The sequence below is a fragment of the Umezawaea sp. Da 62-37 genome (genome assembly GCF_032460545.1).
Classification (GTDB): domain Bacteria; phylum Actinomycetota; class Actinomycetes; order Mycobacteriales; family Pseudonocardiaceae; genus Umezawaea.
The window spans coordinates 10059069-10081619 of the sequence record NZ_CP135965.1 but is presented as its reverse complement, the minus strand read 5'-3'; the positions used below and the strand labels follow the sequence as shown (position 1 = coordinate 10081619).

At 67.5% G+C, this 22551-nt stretch carries 15 protein-coding genes and 1 pseudogene; 8 read left to right on the top strand and 8 right to left on the bottom strand.

Features of this window, described 5'->3' with window-relative positions:
- Positions 1-54: 54 nt before the first annotated feature.
- Genes RM788_RS45605 through RM788_RS45585 form a run of 5 tightly spaced genes read right to left on the bottom strand, consistent with a single transcriptional unit; the run spans position 55 to position 5011 of the window.
- A complete protein-coding gene (locus tag RM788_RS45605; protein ID WP_315926989.1) occupies positions 55-804 on the bottom strand; it encodes a PP2C family protein-serine/threonine phosphatase in 750 nt (249 codons plus the stop codon).
- Positions 801-1301: an FHA domain-containing protein gene (locus RM788_RS45600; protein ID WP_315926987.1), complete on the bottom strand. Its 501-nt coding sequence runs from the start codon at positions 1299-1301 to the stop codon at positions 801-803. The genes RM788_RS45605 and RM788_RS45600 overlap by 4 nt, the downstream gene beginning before the upstream one ends.
- Complete coding sequence (locus RM788_RS45595; protein WP_315926985.1) at positions 1289-1924, bottom strand: 4Fe-4S single cluster domain-containing protein; 636 nt, start codon at positions 1922-1924, stop codon at positions 1289-1291. Before RM788_RS45595 ends, RM788_RS45600 begins: the two co-directional genes overlap by 13 nt.
- On the bottom strand, positions 1912-3831 hold the full coding sequence (locus RM788_RS45590) for an AAA family ATPase (RefSeq protein WP_315926983.1): 1920 nt from the start codon (positions 3829-3831) through the stop codon (positions 1912-1914). The genes RM788_RS45595 and RM788_RS45590 overlap by 13 nt, the downstream gene beginning before the upstream one ends.
- On the bottom strand, positions 3821-5011 hold the full coding sequence (locus RM788_RS45585; RefSeq protein ID WP_315926981.1) for a coiled-coil domain-containing protein: 1191 nt from the start codon (positions 5009-5011) through the stop codon (positions 3821-3823). Before RM788_RS45585 ends, RM788_RS45590 begins: the two co-directional genes overlap by 11 nt.
- A 170-nt stretch (positions 5012-5181) precedes the next feature.
- Between RM788_RS45585 and RM788_RS45580 the strand changes: the two genes are divergently transcribed.
- The 5 genes and pseudogenes from RM788_RS45580 (at position 5182) to RM788_RS45565 (ending at position 8205) form a co-directional block, all read left to right on the top strand.
- On the top strand, positions 5182-5811 hold the full coding sequence (locus tag RM788_RS45580) for a hypothetical protein (protein WP_315926979.1): 630 nt from the start codon (positions 5182-5184) through the stop codon (positions 5809-5811).
- 2 nt (positions 5812-5813) lie between these two features.
- Positions 5814-6929: an RES domain-containing protein gene (locus RM788_RS45575; RefSeq protein ID WP_315926977.1), complete on the top strand. Its 1116-nt coding sequence runs from the start codon at positions 5814-5816 to the stop codon at positions 6927-6929.
- 101 nt (positions 6930-7030) lie between these two features.
- A complete protein-coding gene (locus tag RM788_RS45570; RefSeq protein WP_315926975.1) occupies positions 7031-7249 on the top strand; it encodes a hypothetical protein in 219 nt (72 codons plus the stop codon).
- 463 nt (positions 7250-7712) lie between these two features.
- Positions 7713-7922 (top strand): annotated as a pseudogene (locus RM788_RS53250) (hypothetical protein); the annotation flags it as partial.
- A 25-nt stretch (positions 7923-7947) separates the two neighbouring features.
- Entirely contained in the window at positions 7948-8205 is a 258-nt protein-coding gene (locus tag RM788_RS45565; RefSeq protein ID WP_315935002.1) for a hypothetical protein, read from the top strand.
- 150 nt (positions 8206-8355) lie between these two features.
- On the opposite strand, the gene RM788_RS45560 is transcribed toward RM788_RS45565, so the two are convergent.
- Both RM788_RS45560 and RM788_RS45555 read right to left on the bottom strand, forming a co-directional pair.
- Positions 8356-8490 carry a hypothetical protein gene (locus RM788_RS45560; protein ID WP_315926973.1) on the bottom strand — a complete coding sequence of 45 codons (135 nt, stop codon included), beginning with the start codon at positions 8488-8490 and terminating at the stop codon, positions 8356-8358.
- 52 nt (positions 8491-8542) lie between these two features.
- Positions 8543-8740 (bottom strand): hypothetical protein, encoded by a 198-nt coding sequence (locus tag RM788_RS45555; RefSeq protein ID WP_315926971.1) that lies wholly within the window; start codon positions 8738-8740, stop codon positions 8543-8545.
- Between the two features lie 286 nt (positions 8741-9026).
- Here RM788_RS45555 and dapB point away from each other — a divergent pair, with 286 nt between their 5' ends.
- The 3 genes from dapB to RM788_RS45540 all read left to right on the top strand — a co-directional run bounded on the left by dapB (position 9027) and on the right by RM788_RS45540 (position 12990).
- The gene (gene dapB / locus RM788_RS45550) at positions 9027-9773 is read left to right on the top strand and encodes a 4-hydroxy-tetrahydrodipicolinate reductase (protein WP_315926969.1); all 747 of its coding nucleotides are present in this window, start codon (positions 9027-9029) and stop codon (positions 9771-9773) included.
- Positions 9774-10139: 366 nt separating this feature from the next.
- The gene (locus RM788_RS45545; protein WP_315926967.1) at positions 10140-11765 is read left to right on the top strand and encodes a (2,3-dihydroxybenzoyl)adenylate synthase; all 1626 of its coding nucleotides are present in this window, start codon (positions 10140-10142) and stop codon (positions 11763-11765) included.
- Between the two features lie 4 nt (positions 11766-11769).
- Complete coding sequence (locus RM788_RS45540; protein WP_315926965.1) at positions 11770-12990, top strand: FAD-dependent oxidoreductase; 1221 nt, start codon at positions 11770-11772, stop codon at positions 12988-12990.
- A 62-nt stretch (positions 12991-13052) separates the two neighbouring features.
- On the opposite strand, the gene RM788_RS45535 is transcribed toward RM788_RS45540, so the two are convergent.
- Positions 13053-22418, bottom strand: a complete 9366-nt coding sequence (locus RM788_RS45535) for a non-ribosomal peptide synthetase (protein WP_315926963.1) — start codon at positions 22416-22418, stop codon at positions 13053-13055.
- Positions 22419-22551 lie beyond the last annotated feature (133 nt).

Below are 22551 nucleotides of genomic sequence, written 5' to 3'. Positions count from 1 at the left end.
GTGGACCGCCCCTGCTGGACGGTAGGTGTTGTGGGGCGCGGCGGCCTAGCCGGATCAGTCACGGTCGTCCTCCGCGGGAGTGGGCAGCGTGATGTGCACCAGGCACAAGGAGATGTTGTCCGGGGCTCCGGCGCGGTGGGCCGCCTCGTGCAACGCGGTGACGGCCGCGTACGGGTCCTGGTCCACCACCGAACTCCGCAGGACGTCGGTGGGCAGCGAGCCGTGCAGACCGTCCGAGCACAGCAGGAGGCGGATGTCGGTCGTGAGCGGGAGTGAGCTGACCCTCGGTTCCGCCGGGCTGTCGTGCAGCCCGCCGAGCACTTGGACCAGTGCGCCGGATCCCATCGGGTCCACGTCGTCCACGGTCAGCTGCTCCACGTAGCCCGGTTCCACGTAGTAGACCCGGCTGTCGCCGACATTGCAGACGAGGACGGTGTCCGGTAGCACGACAACGGAGGCCAGTGTGGTGGCCATTCCCCGCTGCTCCGGGTGATCGCGCCCGGAGGCGAGCAGACTCGTGTGCACGTCGAGGTAGCGTCCGAGCAACGCCCGCTCGTCCACAAGCGACCTGGGGTCGTCCATCAGGGCGGTCACCGCACGGCGGCTGGCGACTTCACCTGCGGCGTGTCCGCCCAAACCGTCGGCGACCGCCACGACCAGTGGCTCGGTGGCGGCTCGACGCATACCTGTCGGGGCGCCCATACCGACCGGCGCAAGCCAGCCGAACACGCCGACGCGGTCCTCGTTCGTCCGCCTGACCGCCCCCGTGCAGGTCATGGCGACGACCAGCACGCTCGGTGTCATCGGGGCAATCCGTACTCGTCGAGGTCGACGGCCAAGATGTCCACGGAGACGTCCAAGCCGAGCCGCAACTCCTGCCCCGGAGCGATCCTGCGCGGTGTCACGACCTTCTCCCCGTCCACGAAGGTTCCGTTCGTCGACGGGACACCGTCGCTTACGCCGTCGGCCACGTAGAGCACGGCTCCGACCCAGTACAGCCGTGCGTGCGTGCGCGACACCTGGGTCAACTCGGCCATGCCCGGCAGGTCGGCCAGCGGCCCTTCCTCCCGGCCCAGCGGCAACCCGTCCTCCGGGACGCGGATGTCGCGACCGAGCAACCGCAGCCACACCTCCGGCCGCGCCGTGTCCGCCTGCGCGACCACCTCCGGCTCCGGCGGGGAAGCGACGAACATCGAGCGTTCCGGGATCAACTTCTGCACGTGCTTCGGGCAGTACCCCCGGTCCGGGAAGACCCCGCACCCCTCCGGATCGACTTCGCACCGGTAGTTCACGGTCGCCACGCCACTCCCTCGAAGACGATTCCCCTGTCCCGCAACGCCCTCTCCATCCGGGACAGGGCACCCGCGGGTGGCACTCCGATCACGAACAGCCGCCCGCCGTCAGCCGACACCTGCATCGGCGGGTTCTCGACCGCCAAGTCGACGCAGGCCGCGTACCTCGCCCGGCCCAGGGCTGTCACGGGGGTCAGCCGCTGGTTGGCCGAACCGCGCCACACGAGCGAGGTCGGCTCGCCCGCGCGGTAGCGACCGGTGATCACCGCGTCGACCCGGTCCACCACCGCGCGCTGGTGCTGGTCGAGCTCGTCGGGCTCGAACCCGGTGTAGAGCAGCACGTCCTGACCCGCACCGACTTCTCGCACACCTTCCAGGAACTCGAGCAGCGGTCCGGATTGGACGAGCGGTTCGCCACCGCTGATCGTCAGCCCCTCCGCGCCGTCGCGAACCGCGTCGCGCCAGAGCTCCACCAGGTCGCCGATCGCCACCGCCCTACCGCCCTCCATCGCCCACGTGTCCCGCGACATGCAGCCCGCGCACGCGAGAGGACAACCCTGGAGCCACAGCCCGAGACGACGTCCGGGCCCCAACGAGGTCACCGGGAAGTGCGCGCGGCTCACCCGGAGCACCTGGACACCTCGATCTCCGTCTGGGTGTCCGCGGGTTTGATCGCGACCACCGTCCACACTTCACCGGGTTCCGCCGGTTCCAGGATCAGCAGCCGTGACAACGGGTTGATCAGCAGGGTCTCCACCGCCGTGTTCACCCCGCGGCCTCCCGAATCGAGCGTCTCGAGCGCCCGGTCGTGCAAGGTCTGCCGTGCTTCGGTACCGATCTCCAGTCGGATCCGGTGCACGGCGGCGGCTCGGCCCACCACCGACTTCAGCGCCTTGTCCAGGAGCTGGGGCACGACCTCGGGACGGATGAAGTCCATGGCGATGAACGAGTCCCCGAGGCGGTTGCGCAGCTCGGGCCTGCCGAGTTTGGTGTCGAAGAAGTCGACGAACGCCTGTTCCAACACGCGGCGCACGTCGTCCGGGTCACTCTTGTGCGTCAACCGGGTCAGGGTCCGCCCGCCGGTCCGCGAGGACGTCATGCCGAGGTTCGACGTGAAGATCAGCACGCACTCCGAGAAGTAGACGGTGCCGCCACGCCCGTCGGTGAGCCTGCCGTCCTCCAGGATCTGCAGGAAGATGTCGAACAACCGCGGGTGGGCCTTCTCGATTTCGTCGAAGAGCAGCACGCACATGGGAGTCGCACGAATCGCGTTGGTCAACTCGCCGCCGGCGTCGAAGCCGACGAATCCGGGCGGTGCTCCGATCAACCGCTCCCTGGCGTGCTCCTGGCTGAACTCGGTCATGTCGAAGCGCACGGGCTCGGCGTCCGACCCGAAGATCATCCGCGTGACGCCCTTGGCCAGCTCGGTCTTGCCCACCCCGGTCGGACCGGCCAGGAACAGCACACCGCGCGGACGGTTGGGCGAGCTGGACGACTGCGAGCCCGACAAACCGGCGGCGGAGCGCATGAAGATGTCCACCGCCTTGCGCACCGCGCGCTCCTGCCCCAGCACCCCGATCGGGCCGTCACCATCCGGAGTGCCGGTCAGCAGCTTCTCACCGTCGACGATGCTCTTCCGGATCGTGGAAGCGGCCCACGGGTTGTCCTTCACACCGATCCGGTAGAGCCTGGCGGCGTCGTCCAGGCGCTGCACCGGGATGCGTTGATCGATGGCGACCCTGGCGACGGCCAGAATCTCGGAGTTGGTCATGCCGAAGGTGACCGACAGCAGGTTGCCCACCGCGTCTGACACCCATCGCGAATCCGCGTCGACGACCCCGTTGGCCTGCAGCACCGTGGCCACGGCCAGCCCCGCGGCAGCTCGACGCTCGTCGGTCGACGCTTGCGGAACGGTGACGACACGGACTGTGCGCGAGGAAATCGCGAAGTCGAGCGGCATCTGCTGCTGTTGTTCGGTCACCCAGAAGACGGTGTTGAACGGCATGACAGCGGCCTCACCGGGAACTTGGCGCGCGCTGTGGGACAGCGCCTCGGCGGCGGCCATCAGCAACTTGCCCTCGCCGGCCAATTCCGACCTGGAGGAGCCGAGGCGGTGTGCGAAGGGGAAGAACAGGCCGATGGGCGGTCCCCGGTGGCCGACCACGTCACGAAGCACCTGCCGCAACCTGCGCAGCATCCGAACATCCGGCTGCTCGTCGTCCCCGTCGCGAGTGGTCCCGCTCATGGCATCCGTGATGGCCATGTCCTGCAACGACTTGGGCACCTGGGCCGAGCCCGTGCCCAACTCCCACACCGACATGCGGTCGTGCACGATGTCGAACGTGGCGAGCGCGCCGAACCCCCTTTCCACGCAAAGGAGTTCGACCACCTCACCGAGGTCCATCGGCTGCACCGCCCCAGAGCCGTTCTGGGCGGGCAGCAGGTAGTGGTCGCGCACATTGCCCACGAGCAGGATCTGCGGATGCGTGGTGAGGGACATGTGCAGTTCCCGCATCCAAGCGGGACGGTCAGCTGTCACGTGGCATCTCCCGCAATCTCCGACCGGCGGTGGAATGCGTCCCGGTGGTCGTCGACGGGCGCTTCCGCGTTGACGGCAACCGGGCCGCGGGCACGGCGGGTACCGGCCGCTGGCCAGGCTCCAGCCGCATGAACGCCGTCGACTCGACCGCCACGCCCGCCACGCGCATGGTCTCCAGGATCATCGGCAACCGCGTGCAGAAGGTCTCCTGGACGCCCTTGTCGACCTCTGCTCCGCCCGTGACACCGTCCGACCGCACGACCGCCGCGACGAAGCTCGCACCATCGCCGGGCAACCGGACCAGCAGACCGTAGCCGGGTGGTTTGCCGCTGAACCCGACCACCGCCTCCTCGCGATCGGTGAGCGCGGTGGCGAAGTCGGCACCCACCACGCATCCGGCGGCGGTGAGCGCCTTGGCGGCCGCTGTTGCGACGTCGGCCCGGTGCCGGGCCACGTCCGCGCGCTCCACGGCTCGGTGCACGGCGGCGCTCAGGTTTCCGGGATCGGCAGCCTTCCTGATCTCATCCGCCAACCGCTCCCGCTCGTCCTCGGGGGCTTCGGCGACCAGTGCCAGCAGAGCTTCTCGCTTCTCTTCAGCGATGCGGGCGACCTTGCGGCGTTCAACGGACTCCGCCACCGCGCTCGCCACTCGCAGCGCACCGGAGCGGACGTCGTCCACGCTCGAAAGCTCGGAAAGGGCGGTCACCTGCCGAACCAGTCCGTCGAGGTCCTCGGACGCGCAGCGCTTCCCCTCGGCGCGCACGAGGTTCCAGGCGTCGTCCACCGCGCTCTGGCGAGCTCTGGTGTTCCGCTCGTTTCGTTCCCTGGTGCGCTCGGTTCGCTGATCGGCCAGTTCATCGGTGGCTGATCGGTCGTCGGCCGCGACCGCGGGGGCGACGACGCGACGCAGGCGGTCCCGCCACCGGTCGTCCCACGCGCTCTCGACCTGCTGTTCGGCTTGGGTGATGGCGGCGCGCAACCGCTCGACCTCCGCGGCGAGCGCCGTGCTGTCCCCCGAGCTGTTCTCCTTGACTCGCGGCACGGCGACCGACAGCCCGGCGGCGCGAGCCCGAACCCGATCGAACCGCGCGCGCTGTCCTGCCAGTTCGCCTCGCAGCTCGCGGGCGCGGGCGACCTCGACATCGACCGCTGAGTAGTAGTAGCCGACCGACGAACTCAACCCACACCTCTCCACAGCCCTGCGTCCGGTGGACATCCGAGCACGACGGCGTCCGTTCGGTTGAGTCCTTGACGGCAAGTGGTCAGTGAGTGGAAGCGGTCAGAACCGCTCCGGCACGGTGCTGCCAGGACACAATCGACGGCGACCCCAGCCACTCACCGGGAGATCTGTTGAGCGAACCGGCGATGTTCGAGGCGTTGGCCGAGCAATGGGATCGGGTGAACGCCGAGCTCGATGCAGGTGACCGCGCTCTTTTGCAGGACTTGGTCGAGCGACTGGCGAACGCCCTTCCCGACTCACGTCCCGAACTGCGTGCCGAGATCCGCTCGCTGCTGTTCGCCAAGTTGGAGGAGAACGACCCCGTGGTGGTGACCGGTCGGCGGTTCAGCGAACCGCGCGCGGCCGAGGAGGTGGTGCTGGCCGCCGCCACCACGAGGATCAGGTTGCTGTTGACTCATCTCAAGCCGTGGCCCGCACACCGGCGCATCCTCGCGACCGCGTGCGAATCGGCGTCCGTTCTCCGACGCCGCGGGATAGACCCCGACCTGCCCGACCTGATCCGGCTCGACCGCGAGGACGGCACGGTCGCGGTGCCGAGCTTCCAGTTCGACGCCGAAGGCGCGCCGGTCGAGTTGGTGCTGCGGGTCAACCGGGTGCTGGAGGCCTGGGAGGACCCGTGGGGCGTGGCCGACTGGTGGCTGAGCCGCAACACGTGGTTGAACCGGCCGCCCGTCGAGCTGTTGCCGGAGTCCGAGGACACGCTGGTGATGGCCGCGGCCTTGGCCTTGGTGGAGGGCTGACGATGCCGCGGATCGAGCCACCGGCGGAGTTCAGCAGTCCGCCTGCCGAACACGTCCTTCCCGCGGGCACGCGCCTGTGGCGGGTGCATGGTGCCGACATGCCCGCGGTTCAGTTCGACCCGCCGCACCACCTCGCGTTCGGGGGTCGTCGGTTCGACGGCGTCGGCGCGTCCGGGCACCCGGTGCTGTACGCATCGGAGAACCTGGCCACCGCGGTCTGCGAGCGAGTGCTACCGGAGGTGGACTTCACGCCGCTCGCGCCCCGGATGCTCCCCACCGGGATGCTCACCGGTGAGGTCCTCACCGCCGTCGAAACCACTGTCGACCTGCCGCTGCTGCGGCTGGTCAGCAGCGTTGACCTCGCCAAGATCGGTCAGGACGACTGGCTGGTGCGGGACAAGGACTTCTCGTTGACCCGCGAGTGGGGCGCGTGGCTACACGACCGGTTGCGGACGTTGTGCGGCATCGTCTGGCAGTCTTCGCCGGACATGCCCCACCCCACGCTGGTGCTGTTCGGCGACCGCTGCGCAGGCGTCCTGCGTGAGGTACCGGAATCGCGGCGTCCTCTGGACGCGCCGCGAGCACCGAACTGGCTCGCGGACATCCTGGCCGAGCGTGGTGTGGACACCAGATCGCGGGCCAGCGGCAAGCGGAAGGTGTTCCTCAACTACCGCACCGGCGACGGCGACCTTGCCGCCCTCATGTTGCACGCGGAACTGGCCGACCGCTTCGGCGAGGAGTCGGTGTTCCGGGCTGCTGACTCGATTCCCCTCGGCACCGACTACCGCCAAGAACTCGAAGACGGCGTTCGTGGCAGCAAGGTGCTGCTCGCCATCATCGGACGGAACTGGGAGACCTCCTGCGACGCCGCCGGAAACCAATTGCTGGCAGACCCGGAGGACTGGGTGCGCAAGGAGATCCTGTTGGCGTGGGACAGCAACGTCAAGGTGATCCCGGTACTGGTCGGCGCGCGCCCGAGGATGAAGCCGGACGCTCTCCCCGTGGAACTGGGGAAATTGGCCTTCACCACCGGCCTGCACCTTCCCTCCGGCCCAGGAGAGATCCACGTCCGAGCGTTGGTCGAAGACCTCTTGAATCGCCTTCCGGACCTGCGGTGAAAGCTCTCTCTCCCAGCAACAGTCGTAACATTTTGTTACGCGTCCTCGATATAGCAGCCGAGTGGGCAGTAGATCGCAAATCGCGAAGTCAGGGAGTTGCAATGGCTTACAGCTACCGCCAGGGCGCTGTTGTCACGTTCACGCGAGACGACGGAGGGCCTGGCCCCGGTTCGTCGGTGGAGTACAAGTCCGCCGACGGCTGGAAGGTTGAAATCCAGGACCAGGCATGCGTAGAGATTTCGCAGTACGGTGTCAAGAACGGCGCGGCACCCACCATTGTCCCGTGGCACCGCATCTGGCAGATCACCACTTCGAACTGACCGGCAGGCAGGGTCAGGACGACAGGAAGAACCTGTCACACAGACAGTGTCATCACGATGAGCCGATTGGTCAGACCCATGTTGCCCCGGCCGTGGAAATTCGTTAAATACGGTTACGGCGAAGTCCACTTTTTTGTCAGCGAAGCCCTAAAATCGCACGATAAAGCGCCTACTGACCCTTGAATTCGGGGTTGATTACCCGTTCGACGATCGTGACCATGAACATGGGCCTACCACGCCAAATCGATAAATCTGGATGCGCTGACCGAGCGGAAACATCGAGAACGGGAATGATTACGTTTGGTAGCGGCGGATCTGTTCACCTAGGGGTGCGACCCGCTGGCCCCCAGTCCTAAATGGACGATCAGCAGGTCCGGATTGTGGTGCGGGAGCTGGACAAAAGTCTGGCGGATCATGGTTCGGTCGGGAGGACCCGCGGTGGGCACCGGCTCGGATCGGGCGGGTGATCACCGAGACGACCGGGTGGCCTACACCGCCCCCAGGGGCTTCTGACGAACGTCAGCGACAGCTACCGATGGGTGCCGATGCGCGAGCACTAGGGCACGGCTACATCAGACTGGTCGCCCACGCGGCAGGGGTGCATGAGGCCACGGTATCCGCGGGTGTAGCCGAGTTGGGATCCGACCAGGTTCCGCTCGGGCGGGTCCGTATGATCAATACCCGTAGCGTGGGCAAGCTTGGTCGAGTCCTCCAACCCGTGGATGATCAACGCCGACTCGTGGGGTACCGCGACCAGCAGAACCTGCTCACGGGAGCCGAACCCGCACCACCGCCTCACGCTCGTAAGCACCAGCACCATGGTGCGTCGAGTCAGCACCGATCCACCCGAAGGGTTGGAGCGCACGACCACGGTGGCCGCCGCGTGTGCCGAGGTTGAGCGCTCGCATCGCCGTCGGCAGGCCGCTTCGCGCAAGGTGCCCGATCTCGGGTTCTGAGTCGGCTTCGCCGAAAACGAGTTCGTCGGATGATGGTTGCTGCCACCGCCCTCATGAGCCGGATCAGCCAAGGCCGCCAGCGAGGCGGATCTCGGCTACCGGCTTCTGCGCCGCCAGCGGCGCCACCGAGGGCGGCCGTGAACTCATCCGCTACGGCTTTGCCGACCTCGGACTCAAGCGGATCTTCGCGCAATCCCCGGCCATCAACACCGCGTCGCGGGCCATCATGACCGCCTCCGGGTCCGCGATCGCCGCTAGATACATCGCGATCTGGTGGTGTTCCATTCGGTCGACAGCACCCTGTGGTTCCTGCGGCACCTCGCCGGCACCCGCTCCCCTACGCCGCCCTGCCAGCCCATGCCGCAGATCGTGAAGTGGACCAGGTGCAGTAGCCGTTCGGCTCGGTGAACATCAGACCGAGGCCGATCTTGGTGTCTCCCACCGCTTCGCGCTCCAGAACCGCCCCCCGGTCGACCGCGACGATCGCCACGCCGCTGTCGGTCTTCGGAGTTCCGAACTCGGCTTCCCAGCCCACTTGCGACAGTTGGAACCGAATAGCGGGTGTTCCCGTGCCCTCGTCGAAGTCGACCCAGTGCTGCCCAGGCCCTTCGCAACGGCGTAGCCCTGCCAGGCGGAAGACCGCTCGTCGGAACTCGCCTCCGCGGCCAGCCGGTGCGCGTCAACCCGCTCAACCCCTTGGCTTGACAGCGCTTGCACCACTGGAGCAGCACTCGGCATCCGGGTCCGCCCCGCCCGCAGATCCCATCACGTGAGACTCAGAGCACTAGAGCCGGGCAGTCAACCTAGGTTAGGCTACCCATATGACTCGAGTTGCTGTGTTGGGGGCCCGCGGACGGATGGGCGTGGCGTCGGTGCGCGCGATTGAGGCCAGCTCCGACTTGACCGTGGTTGCCGAGATCGACATCGACGACGACGTGCAGGACATCGTCGACCACAAGGCCGATGTCGTGCTCGTGTTCTCGCCACCGGACGTTGCCCACGAGCAGGTCCAGTGGTGCATCAAGCAGGGGATCCACGTGGTGGTGGGGTCATCCGGCTTCGACGAGCGGTCCGTGGAGCAGATCCGCGCCGCGCTGGTCGACCACGACGAAGTCAGCGTGTTCGTCGTGCCGAACTTCTCGGTCAGCGCGGTGCTGATGACCAAGTTCGCCACGAAGGCCGCCCCGTACTTCGAGTCCGTCGAGATCATCGAGATGCACCATCCCGGCAAGGTGGACGCGCCGTCGGGAACGGCGCAGCACACGGCCGAACTGATCGGTCGCGCTCGCGCCGCGGCGGGTTGCGCCCCATCTCCCGATGCCACCTACCTCGACCCGCACGGTGTGCGCGGCGGGCGGATCGAGGGGGTCTCCGTGCACTCGGTCCGAGTTCGCGGATTCATGTCGTCGCAAGAGGTGCTGTTCGGCGTCGACGGCGAAATCCTGAGGCTGCGCTACGACTCCGTGACACGCGAGTCCCTCATGCCCGGAGTGCTCACCGCGCTGCGCGCCGTCCCGAACCTCACCGGAGTGACGGTCGGACTCGACGCCGCGATGGACCTGGGCTGACACGGAGCAACGACACGGCCGTGGCGTTGCGGGCTGAGCACAAGGACGCAATCGAAGTCGCCGATGCCGCACCAGGCGTGCGGTACATCAAGATTCCCAACGCCGGCCACTTCGAGCAACGCATGAGGCTGCCCACCACTCCGTCGGGCCAGACGGGTTCTCCCCCGCCAGGATCGGCATGGCCGGATGTCCGAGCTGGGACAACGCTTACCGCGCGCGGCAGCGGACCGCCGCGATCCCGGTTCGGCCGGTCACGTGATCAATCGACATCGCCTTCGGCGCATCGGATCCAGCACCGCCGATTGCGAATACATTAGGGTAGCCTACCCTCCACGGACTGCGAGGCAGCTCCCTGAAGGGAAACCAATGAGCATCGAACCGCTGGCCCTTGACGGGGTCGTTCCGTTCCCGTCGGAGACGGCAGCCGAGTACGTCGCCGAGGGGTACTGGCGCGATCAGACGCTTCCGGAGCTGCTGTTCGCCACCGCGGAGCGCTGTCCCGACAAACTCGCCGTCATCGACCGCAAGGCCGAGTTGAGCTACGCGCAGCTCACGGACGAGGTCTTGCGGCTCGCTGCCGGCCTGCGGGAGTTGGGGCTGAGCCGTGGCGACCGGGTGGTGGTGCACCTGCCCAACATCTACGAGTACATCGCCTTCGTCTTCGCCTTGTGGGAGCTCGGGGCGGTTCCCGTCGTCGCTCCCATCGCGCACCGCCGTGCCGAGATCGAGCACTTTGTCGAGATCACCGAGGCGCGTGCCTACATCACGGTCGCCTCGGACAGCGGCACCGATCTCGCGGCGATGGCCGCCGACCTGAAGCGGCGATGGCCGAATCTGGAGCACACCGTGGTGCTCGACCGTGATGGCGGCGGCGCCGAGTACAAGGCGTTGCAGTCGAAGGGATCGCTCGAGCACGCGCGGCGGTGCAGCCCGCAGGACGTCGCCCTGTTGCAGATGTCGGGCGGCACGACGGGCGTTCCGAAGCTGATGCCGCACACCCACCAGACGTACGGCTACGCGCTGCGGAGGAGCGTCGGGGAACGGGGCATCACCGAGCGCACCGTGCACCTGCTGGTCATCCCGATCTGCCACAGCATGTCGACGCGGTCGCCCGGATTCCTCGGCGCGTTCAGCGTGGGCGCCACCATCGTGATCGCGCCGAACGGCAGCCCCGACACGGCGTTCCCGCTGATCGAGAAGCACGGGGTGACCCGCGCTTCGCTGGTGCCCCCGATCCTGCTGGCCTGGCTGAACTCGTCGCTCCGCAAGCGCTACGACCTCTCCAGCCTGAAGACGCTCATGTGCGGCGGCGCGAAGCTGACCGAATCCGTGGCGAGCCGGGTCGAACCGGAGTTCGGCGTGCAGCTCTCGCAGAGCTTCGGAATGGGCGAGGGCCTCGTCGTCAGCAATCCCGCCGACGTCGATCGGGCCACCAGCGTGCGGTACCAGGGCAGGCCGGCCTCGGCGGCCGACGAGTGCGTCGTCATCGACGACGAGGGCAACGACGTGCCACCCGGTGCGCCCGGTCACCTGCTGACGCGGGGACCGTCGGTGATTCGCGGCTACTACCGCAATCCCGAGCAGAACGCGCTGGCGTTCACCAGCGATGGCTTCTACCGCACCGGTGACATCGTCGAGCGGGACGAGCGCGGGTTCATCAGGGTCGTGGGGCGGTCGAAGGACCAGATCAACCGGGGCGGCGAGAAGATCGCGCCCGAGGAGCTGGAGAACGCGCTGCTCACCCATGCGGGCGTCCACAACGTCTCCGTCGTCGGTGTCGACGACGAGGTGCTCGGCGAACGCATCAAGGCGTACCTGATCCCCCGGACGCCGGAGAGCGCGGCCGAGCTCACCTTGGGCAAGCTGCGCCAGTTCCTGCGCGACAAGGGCCTCGCCACGTTCAAACTCCCCGATGTCGTCGAGGTCGTCGACGAGTTCCCCTACACCGCGGTCGGCAAGGTCAGCAAGCGCCTGCAGCGCGAGCTGGGCTAGACGCATGTCGAACGAGACCACACGTGTCCTCGTCGTGGGCGCGGGCCCGGTCGGAATGGTCTGCGCGCTGGCGCTGAACCGGCGCGGTATCCCGGTGACCGTTCTCGAGTCCGAACCCGCGCCGGTGCGGGACCAGCGCGCGGCGACCATCCACCCGAGCACGCTGGAGATGCTCGACGCCCTGGGCGTCACCGAGAAGATCCGGGCCGACAGCCTGCTCTCGAGCACCTACCGCTTCCACGACCGGCCGACCGGAGAGGTCGTGGCGGAGTTCGACCTCGGCAGGCTCAAGGACGAGGTCCGGTTCCCGTACGTGCTGCAGTACGAGCAGTACAAGCTGACCGCCGCCATCGCCGAGGAGTACGCGAACGAATCCGACTTCGACGTGCGGTTCTCCCACACGGTGACCGGTCTGACCGAAACCGCGAGCGGCGTCGAGGTGGAGTACACCTCGCCCGCCGGCGCGGAACGCATGGCGGCGGCCTACGTCGTCGGCTGCGACGGTGGCCGATCGACGGTGCGCAAGCTCGCCGGCGTCGACTTCGAGGGGTTCACCTACCCGGAGCGGTTCATCAAGATCGCGACCAGCTTCGACCTCAGGACCGTCAAGCCGGATCTGGCGTTCCGCAACTACTTCTCCGACCCCGACGAGTGGGCCAACGTGTTCAAGGTGCGGGGGGAAACGCCCGAGGGGCTCTGGCGGGTGATCCTGCCGATCGGCCACGACGAGGACGACGCCACCGCGTTGTCGCCGGCGCGCGTCGAGCAGCGGTTGCAGAAGTTCTTGCCGAAGAGCGGCTCGTACGACGTCGAGTACCGCAACGTCTACCCGGTCAGCCAGCGCGTGGCCGCGACCTTCCGCCAGGGGCGCGTCCTGCTCGCCGGTGACAGCGCGCACGTGAACAACCCGATCGGCGGCATGGGGATGAACGGCGGCATCCACGACGCCGTCAACCTGACGGAGAAGCTCGCGAAGGTGATCGCCGGTGAGGCCGGCGACGACCTGCTCGACCTCTACAGCCGCCAGCGTCGCCATGCCGCGGTGAACTACGTGCAGGCCCAGACGATGGCCAACAAGCGGCTGTTGGAGGAACGCGACCCCGAGGTGCGTCGGCACAACTTCGACGAATTGCGCCGCACCGCCGAGAAGTTCGACACCGCGCGCGCCTACATGCGCCGCGCGGCCCTGTTCGACAGCCTGCAGGACGCTGCCGCCATCACCTGAACCCCCGGCTCCGAGTCTGGTGCAGTACGGCTCGCCGTACTGCACCAGACCGGGGAATCCGCTCAGCCGTCCAACAGGTTCGTCAGCAGCGGGCCCCACTTCAGCAGACCGGAATCGGGCTCGAGGATGGACTGGTGGTCTTCGTCGTCGGCGACGAAGAACGTGAAGTTGGTCAAGTGACCGTCCCATCCCAGCGCGTCCTCGCGGCCCAGCTCCGCCACTCGGGGCGCGTGGGTCGCGGATGACGCGATCACGAGCGCCTCGACGTCGAGAGTGCCCCGCGTCGGCGCGGACGTCAGGACATCACAACGACGGCCCGCCGTCTCGACGGCCTTGAGCTGCTTCGCGTCGGCGAGCAACTCGGTGAACGCCTCCTCGCCGAAGGCCTTCCGCATTTCCTCACGCATCGACTCGGCACCTCCCGGTCGTACGAGCAGCTCCGTCGAGTTCTCCGAACCGGCGGGCATGGCGTCCACGATCACCAGGGGGCCGACGCGTTCCCCTCGGGAGAGGAGCTGGCGCGCCACGGCGAACATGATGTGCGCGCCGTACGACCAACCCAGCAGTTCGTACGGTCCGGCCGGTTGCAACCCCTGGATGACGTCGGCGTAGGTCGAGGCGAGGTCGTCGAGGTCGTCGAACTCGATCTCCAGGCCGATGATCGCCGGATCGTCGATCCCGACCAGCCCGACCCCGTCCGGGAGGTGCCCCGCCAGTTCCGAGTACATGGACGAGGCGCCGAACTTCGGGTGCGCGCAGAACAGGGTGCGGCCGTTCGGGGACTGGGTGAACCGGGTCGCGATCGCGGTGATGTCGACCTCGGGATCGGCGTCCGGCCGCATCTTCTTGTCCACCAACGCACTCAGCGCGCCGATCGTCGAAGCGGTGATGACGTCCCGCATCGCCGTGTTCACCGGGAACTTGCGGTTCATCTGCGAGGCCAGCCGCATGGCCGCGAGCGAATGCCCGCCAAGGCGGAAGAAGTCGTTCGCCGCGCCCAGGACCAGTCCCTCGTCGAGGTCGAGCACAGCGCGGAAGATCGCGGCCACCGCCAGCTCCGTCTCCGACTCGAGTGCCCGGCCCGCGCTGACCCCGGACGCGGCCACGTCAGCCGCGGGCAACGCCCGGCGATCCAGCTTCCCGGTCGGGGTGAGGGGGAAGGACTTCACCCGGACGAGGGCTGCCGGGACCATGTAGCCGGGCAGGTACCTGGCCAGGTGGTCTCGCAACGACTCGCTGATGTCGAGGTCCGCGGCCGTGCTGTAGTAGGCGGCCAGTTGCAGCCCGGTGGCGTGTTCGAAGGCGACCACTTCGGCGCGCGTCACCTCGGGGAACTCCTGCGCCACGTCCCGGATCTCGTCCGGTTCGATGCGGTAACCGCGAATCTTGATCTGCTCGTCGGCGCGACCGAGGTAGTCGATCATCCCGGCGTCGTTCCACCGGGCGAGATCCCCGGTGCGGTACATGCGTTCCGCGGGTTCCCACGGGCAGGCGACGAAGCGTTCGGCGGTCATCGCGGACTGGCCCCAGTACCCGCGCGCGATTCCCTCGCCCGCCAGGTAGAGCTCCCCGGCGACACCGGGGAGGGCAGGTTGCAGGTTCTCATCGAGGATGTAGGCCCGCGTGTTGAAGATCGGCGTCCCGACACTCGAGTCGGTGCTGTCGGCCAGGTCGGCGCCAAGGGCGTTGATGGTGTACTCGGTAGGCCCGTAGAGGTTGTACGACTCGACTCCGGGGGCGCCGCGCAGCTGTTGCCAGAGCCGGTCGGGGACGGCCTCGCCGCCGAGGGAGACGAAGACGACACCGGGCGCGTCGGAGGACACGGATCGGCCTGCCGGCCGGTCTCGTGCGAGCAGCCCTTCCTCGACCAGGAGTTGCCCGTAGGACGGGGTCACGTCGAACCCGTCCATCCGGACCTCGTCGTAGTGCGCCAGCAGCCGCTGGTGGTCGCGGCGCATCTCCTCGTCGATGACGTGCACCTCGTGGCCGTTCAGCAGCCAGAACAGCTGCTCCCACGAGGCGTCGAAGGAGAAGGACGTCGTGTGCGCGATCTTCAACCGGCGCCCGCGCTGGTGGTCCACCACCCGGTCGAAGATCTTCTCGACGTGGTTGAAGTACATGTTCGTCAGCCCGCGGTAGCCGACGGCGACGCCCTTTGGCCGTCCCGTGGTTCCCGAGGTGAAGATGATGTACGCGAGGTTGTCGAGCGAGACCTGCCCGCCGCGTTCCTCGGCCGTGATCGGATCCGCGGCGATCCGCGCGAGGCGGTCCAGCGTCGTCGCGGAATCCAGGTTGACCACCTTGCCGACGGCGCCGGTGAGCCGATCCACTTCGCGGTCGGTCACCAGCGTGACGGTCGGTTCGGCGACCTCGACCATGTAGTTGATCCGTTCGTCCGGCAGTTCAGCATCCACCGGGACGTAGGCGGCTCCGATGGCGAACACCGCGAACATCGCGATGACCGTGCGCTCGTCGCGCGGCAGCAGCAGCGCGACCCGGTGCTCCGGGCGCACCCCCTCGTCGAGCAGCAGGCGGCCGTAGCGGTTCACCTCGGCGAAGAACTCCGCGAAGGTGAACACGCGATCTCCGGCGACCAGCGCGGTTTCGGATCCGGACAGCCGCACCTGCCGGTGCAGCAGCTCGGCGACCGTGACCGGTTCGACGTCGCGGACGAGATCAGCGGCGATACCGGTGTACGGGTCGGTCTCGTCCGGCAGCAGCGCGGACAACGTGCCGACTGGCTCGTCGAGCTGGCGAGTGAGGGAAACGAGCACCTGGACGTAGCGCTTGAGCAACAGCTCCGCGACCGGAGCGTCGAAAACGTCCCGGCGGTAGGACAGGCGCACGTGCACGGTCGCCGCTCCGTCGCGTTCTTCCGGGTCGATCGCGAACGTCACCGGGTAGTGGGTCGCGTCATCGACCTTCGCGCCGACGACCTGCAACCCGGCTGCGTCGTTCCCGGCGCTCTTGCCCAGTGGCACGTTCTGCACCACGAACAGCGTGTCGAACAGAACGGGAACGCCCGCGTTGGTCTGGATCTGCGTCAGAGCGGCTTGCGGGTGGTCGATGACGTGCAACTGCTCGGACTGCACACGGGCGAGCAGCCGCCGAGTCGTTTCGAACGGAGGCAGGGTCACCCGCATCGGGACCGTGTTGAACAGCAGCCCGATGATCCGGTCGGCATCGGGCAACGACGGCGGCCTGCCGGACACCGTGTTGCCGAAGACTACGTCATTGCTCCCGGTGAGCCTGCTGAGCGCAACCCCCCAGGCGGTCTGCAGCAAGGTGCCCACCGTGACCTCGGCATCCCGTGCGGTGCGGAACACCATCGCGGCCTCCGCCGGGCTGAGGTCGAGGTGGAGTTCACCGGTCTCGCTCTGCGCGTCACCGAGGTCGACGAAGTCGGGGCACAGCAACGTCGGGCCTGCCAGCTCCGCGAGGTAGCCGTCCCAGGCGCGATAGGCGGCAGCGGGATCCTGGTCGTCGACCCAGTCCAGGTAGGAGCGGAAGGACGCCGGTCGCACGCGATCGGCGTACCCGTCATCGGCGTAGATGCTGAGAATCTCGGCGAACAGCGCGTTGATGGACCAGCCATCCAGCAGGATGTGCTCGAAACTCATGACCAACGTCCACGCTCGACGGCCGTGTTCGAACAGCGTGAATCGGATCAACGGCGGGATCTCGAAGTCGAACGGCTCACCTCGCTCGGCCGCCAGGAATTGCTCCACGTCGACCCCGAGGCCACCCCACTCGTCCGATCGGATGACCCGCACGGGGACTTCCACGCCGGACGGGATCACCTGCACGTCGCCGGGCGGGACGAACGCCGCCCGGAGGTTGGGGTACCGCTCCATCGCGCCGGCGATGGACGTCGTCATCCGCTCGGGATCGAGATCTCCCGTGATCTGCCGGGTGATCTGCGAGACGTAGGTGTTGTGGTCGTCGGATTCCCGCGACCGCAGCAGGTGGTAGAACAATCCGCGTTGCAGCGGGGCAAGCGGAAGGATCCGGGCGTCGTGCCCGTAGCGGGCTCGGATGGATTCTTCTTCGCCGGGCGTCAACGTGACCCGGTCCGCGCGACGCAGCGTGAACGCGTCCCGACGTTCGTGGCCGAGGGCAGGGACTCCGGCTTTGCCGATCTCTTCGGTGATGGCGGCGGCCAGCGCCTTCGTGTCGACGTCAACGGTGTCCGCCGACTCCACCCAGACGCGGAGTTCACCACCCGCGACGTGGACCTGGATGCCGAGTCCGTCCTCCGGTACGCCGACACCCGCGGCGATCAGCTCCGCTTGGCTGCGGAACACCCCCACGCGGATCCTCGGGATCGGCAGATCGTCGAAGAAGCGGCTGAACCGGGGGTGTCCGGCCAGCGCGGCGTACTCGACCGCTCGCTCCGGGCTCAGTCCGACGACTTCGCCGTCGTCGAGCAGCACGGGGAAGCTACGAGTCCTCAGTGGACCGTCGGACTCGTGGAACTCCACGAGCAGATCACCTTCGGCGATCCCGGCCAAGGCATTGGCCACGGCCGTCAGCACAACGGACCGCGGGGAAGTCCCATCGGCGGGAACCGCTCGTCCAGCCGGGGCGCTTGACGCTTCCGAGTCGCCTCGTCGCCGCAGCACGGTGGCGGTCGCGTCAGCGAGCCGATCCACCCAGTCCTCCCAGAACGGATCGTCGAGGACGGCCGCCAGTTCGTCGTCCTTGTACCCAGCCCCGGCCCGTGCGGACGTGACGACGACCATCGGAATCTTGGCCTGGTACGCGGTGACCAGCTCGGTGAGCTTCTCCCGGACCGCGTCCAGCGTCTCGGGATTGCCGGTCTCGGCGACCAGTTCACCGGCACCGCTGTCGCCGATCGCCAGTCGCAGGGCGAGGCTTGCTCCCGACAGGGCGTGGCTGACGTGGTCGATCGCCGCCCGCCAGAGCGGAGCCAGGTCGATGTCGAAATCGTCAAGCGGTAGGTGGAAGCGGCGGATGTCACCGACGTTGTCAGCCTTGGTCCGGCCCGCGTCGCCGGCACGAACGATCTGGGCGAGTTGCCTGACCGTCAAATCCGGATGCCGGGAGCCGAGCACGAGGAAGCGCGCTGTGTTCCGCAACAACCGCGACGTGGTTTCCGCCGAGAACAACTCGCGGGCCGCGTTCAGGTTCATCCCGAACGCCCCGCTGTCGAGCCTTTCGATGCTCGACACGAGGTCGAACAGCGCGGGCTGGGACGCCAGCGGGCCGTCCGCGGTGGTCGAGGCGTAGTTGGTGAGCGGCGACGCCGTGCCCGAATCCCCACCGCGATCCACGTAGGCGGCCATCACCTGGAAAAGCGGGCTGATCCCGACCTGCCGCGGCGGGTTCACCGCCTCGACGACGTGCTCGAACGGAACGAGCTTGTGGTCAGCGGCTTCGAGCATCCGATCGCGGCAACGGAGCAGCGTCCGCGCGAACCCGGTCGCGGCGTCGATGTCGGCGCGCACCACGACGGTGTTCACGAAGTACCCGATGAGGTCCTGCAACTCGGGCTGGTCGCGCAAACTGGCCGGGGTGCCGATGGGTACCGCGTCGCCGGCGCCTTCGTCCCAGAGCGCCAACGAGAATGCCGCGATCAACGCCTGCAGCGGCGTTGCCTTGTGCTCGACCAGGAATTCGTCGACCACGGCCGTCTCGTCGCCGGTGAGGGACGTGGTGGCGGGTCGGATGGTTCGTTCTTCGGATGCTTCGCGCGGCTGGTCGAGGGGTAGGACGGTTTCCGTCGGGAGATCCGACAGCACGTCCTGCCAGTACCGCAGGTCCGATTGGTAGCGGGACTCCGGATCTTTCCGGCTGCCCAGCACATGTCGCTGCCAGACCGCGAAGTCGGCGTACTGGATCGACAAGGGCGCGACCTCGGCGTGATTGCCGGCAGCCGCTTCGAGGTAGAACTTGTTCAGCTCGTGAACGAGGATCCCGAAGGAATCCGCGTCGGTGACGATGTGATGCCCGTAGGCCACGAGCACATCGCCATCGGAATGCCGCAACAAGTGGAACTTCAGCCCGAACTCGGAGGTGAAGTCGAGTGGCAGTGCGGCAACCTGGGCGATCTTGTCGCTGAGCAGCTCAGGACCGACGTGTTCGACCTCCAGGACCTTGGTGTCGTCGTCGGGTTCCGCGCAGACGACTTGGCGGAGCGACGAGGTCTCCTCGTTCGGCACGAGGATCGTGCGCAAGATCTCGTGCCGAGCGACCACCCGACGTACCGCCGTTGTCAAAGCGTCCAGCTCGAGCCGCACGCCTGCTTGCAGCACGATTTCGGTCCGGTAGATCGAACGCCCGGCGATCTGCTCCGTGAACCAGAGTGATTGCTGCCCGTAGGAGACTGGCACCAGGGCGGGGCGCGGTAGGTCGCCGATTCGTGGGCCGGACGTCTCGGTGGTTCCGGTGGTGGTGTCGGCGATGCGGGCGAGTTCGCTGATGCGGGGGTGGTCGAAGACGTCGCGGAGGGTCAGCGCGGTGTCGAGTTGTGCGTTGGCGCGCGCGACTACTCGTGCGGCCAGCAGCGAGTGCCCGCCCAGGCGGAAGAAGTCGCTGTCCACGCCGAGATCGGTGTTGTCGTCGAGGTGCAGCACATCGCGGAAGACACCGGCGAGGGTGATCTCGGTGGCGGTTTGCGGTGCCCGGCCATCGGCCGCACCCGCGGCGAGGTCCGGTTGCGGCAACGCGCGGCGATCGAGCTTCCCGTTGGCGGTGACGGGGAATCGGTCCAGGAGCATCAAGGTCGTGGGCATCATGTAGTCCGGCAACGACCGTGCAAGATGCTCGCGCAGGGTGTCGACCAGCGCTGCGTCCTCAGTAGCTGCCGTGGTCACGTAGGCCGCGAGGTACTTCCCGCCGGCGGGGTGGTCCAAGGCGGTGATGGCGGCACCCGATACTGCTGGGTGTCGTTCGAGGACGGCGCGGATTTCGCCGGGTTCGATCCGGTAGCCGCGAATCTTCACCTGGTCGTCGCTGCGGCCGAGGTATTCCAGCTGCCCCAGGGAGTTCCACCGCACCACATCACCGGTGCGGTACAGCCGTGCGCCATCGTCACTGAACGGATCAGCCACGAATCGGTCAGCGGTCAGAGCCGGACGAGCCACATATCCATCCGCGAGTTGCACCCCGCCCAGGTAAAGCTCCCCCGCCACCCCGACCGGCACCGGGCGCAGCCACGTGTCAAGAACACGTGCTGTCGTGTTCGCGACCGGTGCACCGATCGGGGTGTTGTCGGTGATGACGGCCGCCGTGCCATCGCCGGTGACCTCGGTCGAACCGTAGAAGTTGTGCAGTACCGCTTGTGGCGCGGTCGTTCGCATGGTGTTCGCGGTGCCCGCGGTGAGCGCTTCACCGGAGGAGACCCAGGACCGGATCGTTGCCAGCGCTGCGGGCGCATCTTCGTGGCGGACGAGGACATCGGCGAGGCTGGGCACGGTCAACAGATGCGTGACGCGGTGCCGGGCGATCGTGCTGAGCAGAACGGCCGGATCCTGCGCGACTTCCGCGGGCACGACCACGATCCGGGCACCGGCGATCATCGGCCCGAACAACTCCGTCACAGCATCGACGAAACCCACGCCGCTCTTCGACAACGCCACACTGTCCGGGCTGTAGTCCAGAACTCGCTGACCCCATGCGAGGCGGTTGACGAGTGCGCGGTGCGTGAGGGCCACGCCCTTCGGGTTGCCCGTCGTTCCCGATGTGAAGATCACCACGGCAGCGTCGAGCTCGTTCAGCGGCCGGGCAAGAACGGGGGCGGCCTGCTGACCGGCGGCCAGCCCTCGCCGCACTTCGGCGATGTACTGGTCGGTGATCACGACACCGGGTGCCGCGTTGTCGAGAATGTGCTCGACGCGTTCCGCCGGATACCCCAGGTCGATCGGCACATAGGCCGCTCCCGCACGCAGCACCGCGGCAAGTGCCACCACCAGGTCGACCGAGCGCGTCATCGCGATCGCGACGCGGTCCCCCACCCGCACGCCCCGCTCGACCAGAAGGTAAGCGAGCGCGTTCACCCGTGCATCGAACTGGCCGTAGGTGAGTTCGACGCCGTCGGCGACGATCGCGACCGCGTCCGGATCGGCCGCGACCCGCTGGCGCACCAACGCATCCACCGTCACCGACGCGACATCGAGCGTCTCGCCCTGCGCCCACGACGGATCAGCGGTGAATCCGGTGCTCAGGTCGTGCAGGGTCTGGCCAAGGTTCCCCTCGAGGACAACGTTGAGAAATCGGCCGAACTGCTCGGCGTGCACGAGCGGATCGCTCGTGGCGGACCCTGCGGACAGCTCCAACCGGATTCCCGTCTCGGGGTGGCGGTAGATCGCGAGATCGAGCGACCCGACCGGACCGGTGCTGATCGTCTCAGGGATCGCAACGACGTCGCCCAAGCGCGGCATCGACTCGAAAAGTCTGATGTTGATCGTCGGGAGCGTGAGGTACGAGGCCTGGCCACCCGGCCACAGACGCGCGATCTGATGATCTTCCACAGCCGTGCGACGCCGGGAAGCCTTCAACTGACTCGCGACGACCTCCAGGACATTCCCGAAGGTGTGGTACGGGCTGATCTCGACGACAACCGGAATCGCCCTCGAGATCGCACTCGGTGTCCTCAACGACTCGCGATCATCCCGCAACATCAACGGAACCCGAACCGCCACGCAATCACGACCGTCGACCAGAGCCGTGTACACGCCCCACAACGCGATCAGGGAATCAGTCCAGGACACCCGCGCGGCACGCGCGAACTGCTGAACCTTCGAGTAGGTGTCATCGGCTGTCGGGACGACAACCGGCCGACTCGAAGACACGAAGACCCCGGACAAGTCCTCCACGTCCTCGCGGCCCGCGTACTCGATCCCGAGGACACCGCCCCAGTACGCGACGTCTTCTTCGACGCTGGAATCGTTGTGCCCATTGGTGTTCGTGACGTTGTGAACGCTGCCGAACCAGCGGTCCGGAACCGAATCGCCTGCCTGGTGCGCGGAGTAGACCTCGGCCACACGGCGGATGAACAGGGAAATGCTGTAGCCGTCGACGAGCAGGATGTTGGTGATCAGGATCCACGCCCAGGTGCCGTTCTCGCGACGGACCAGGGTCGAGCAGGTCGTGGGCTCTCCGGCAGTGGCCGTCGGTCCGGTGAGTTGCTCACGGGCCAGCACCCGGATCCGATCATCACCATGGCCCGCGTCGACGATCTCCGTCGAGAGTGCCGTGGCTGAGTCGACGTACTGGAAAGGGACGCCGTCGTCGTCACCGAAACGCACCCGCAACGCGTCGGTCTCCGCGAAAACAACACTGACCGAGGACGCGAACAGGGCCGGATCGACCGGGCCGTCCAGCCAGATCAACTGACCGGCGCAGAACACCGAGGACTCGGGGGCAAGCCTCCGAGCAACCCAGTTGCCCCGCTGGCTCGCAGTCAACTCCACACGATCAACAGCCGTCAACGGAAGCACACCCACTTCTCTTGAGACCAGGTCGAGCCGACCGAGGCAACGATCACTACTACTTCAACGAAGGCTAGGCTAACCTTGCGCCGTGCCACCACCCATCCCG

Excerpts from the sequence above, each read along its gene's own strand:
- RM788_RS45540 (WP_315926965.1), top strand. The coding sequence starts at position 11,770 with ATGTCGAACGAGACCACACGTGTCCTCGTCGTGGGCGCGGGCCCGGTC.
- dapB (WP_315926969.1), top strand. The coding sequence starts at position 9,027 with ATGACTCGAGTTGCTGTGTTGGGGGCCCGCGGACGGATGGGCGTGGCG.
- RM788_RS45570 (WP_315926975.1), top strand. The coding sequence starts at position 7,031 with ATGGCTTACAGCTACCGCCAGGGCGCTGTTGTCACGTTCACGCGAGAC.
- RM788_RS45560 (WP_315926973.1), bottom strand. The coding sequence starts at position 8,490 with ATGGAACACCACCAGATCGCGATGTATCTAGCGGCGATCGCGGACCCG.
- RM788_RS45605 (WP_315926989.1), bottom strand. The coding sequence starts at position 804 with ATGACACCGAGCGTGCTGGTCGTCGCCATGACCTGCACGGGGGCGGTC.
- RM788_RS45575 (WP_315926977.1), top strand. The coding sequence starts at position 5,814 with ATGCCGCGGATCGAGCCACCGGCGGAGTTCAGCAGTCCGCCTGCCGAA.
- RM788_RS45545 (WP_315926967.1), top strand. The coding sequence starts at position 10,140 with ATGAGCATCGAACCGCTGGCCCTTGACGGGGTCGTTCCGTTCCCGTCG.